At 64.0% G+C, this 278-nt stretch carries 1 pseudogene; it reads left to right on the forward strand.

The window, feature by feature from the left end:
• Window positions 1-18: 18 nt before the first annotated feature.
• Window positions 19-278: pseudogene (gene eno / locus PUW82_RS15080) on the forward strand (phosphopyruvate hydratase); the annotation flags it as partial.

Consider the following 278-nt stretch of genomic DNA (forward strand, 5'->3'; position numbering starts at 1 on the left):
GGCGACAAGAGCCGTTATATGGGCAAGGGCGTGCTGAAGGCCGTCGCCAACATCAACGGCCCGATCCGTGACCTGCTGCTGGGCAAGGACCCTTCCGACCAGAAGGCTCTGGACCGCGCCATGATCGAACTGGACGGTACCGAGAACAAGGCCAAGCTGGGCGCCAACGCCATCCTGGCTGTTTCCCTGGCTGCCGCCAAAGCAGCTGCCCAGGACCAGGACCTGCCGCTGTACGCGCACATCGCCAACCTGAACGGCACCCCAGGCGAGTACTCGAT

It is taken from the genome of Microbacterium thalli (assembly GCF_028737325.1).
Taxonomy (GTDB): domain Bacteria; phylum Actinomycetota; class Actinomycetes; order Actinomycetales; family Microbacteriaceae; genus Microbacterium; species Microbacterium thalli.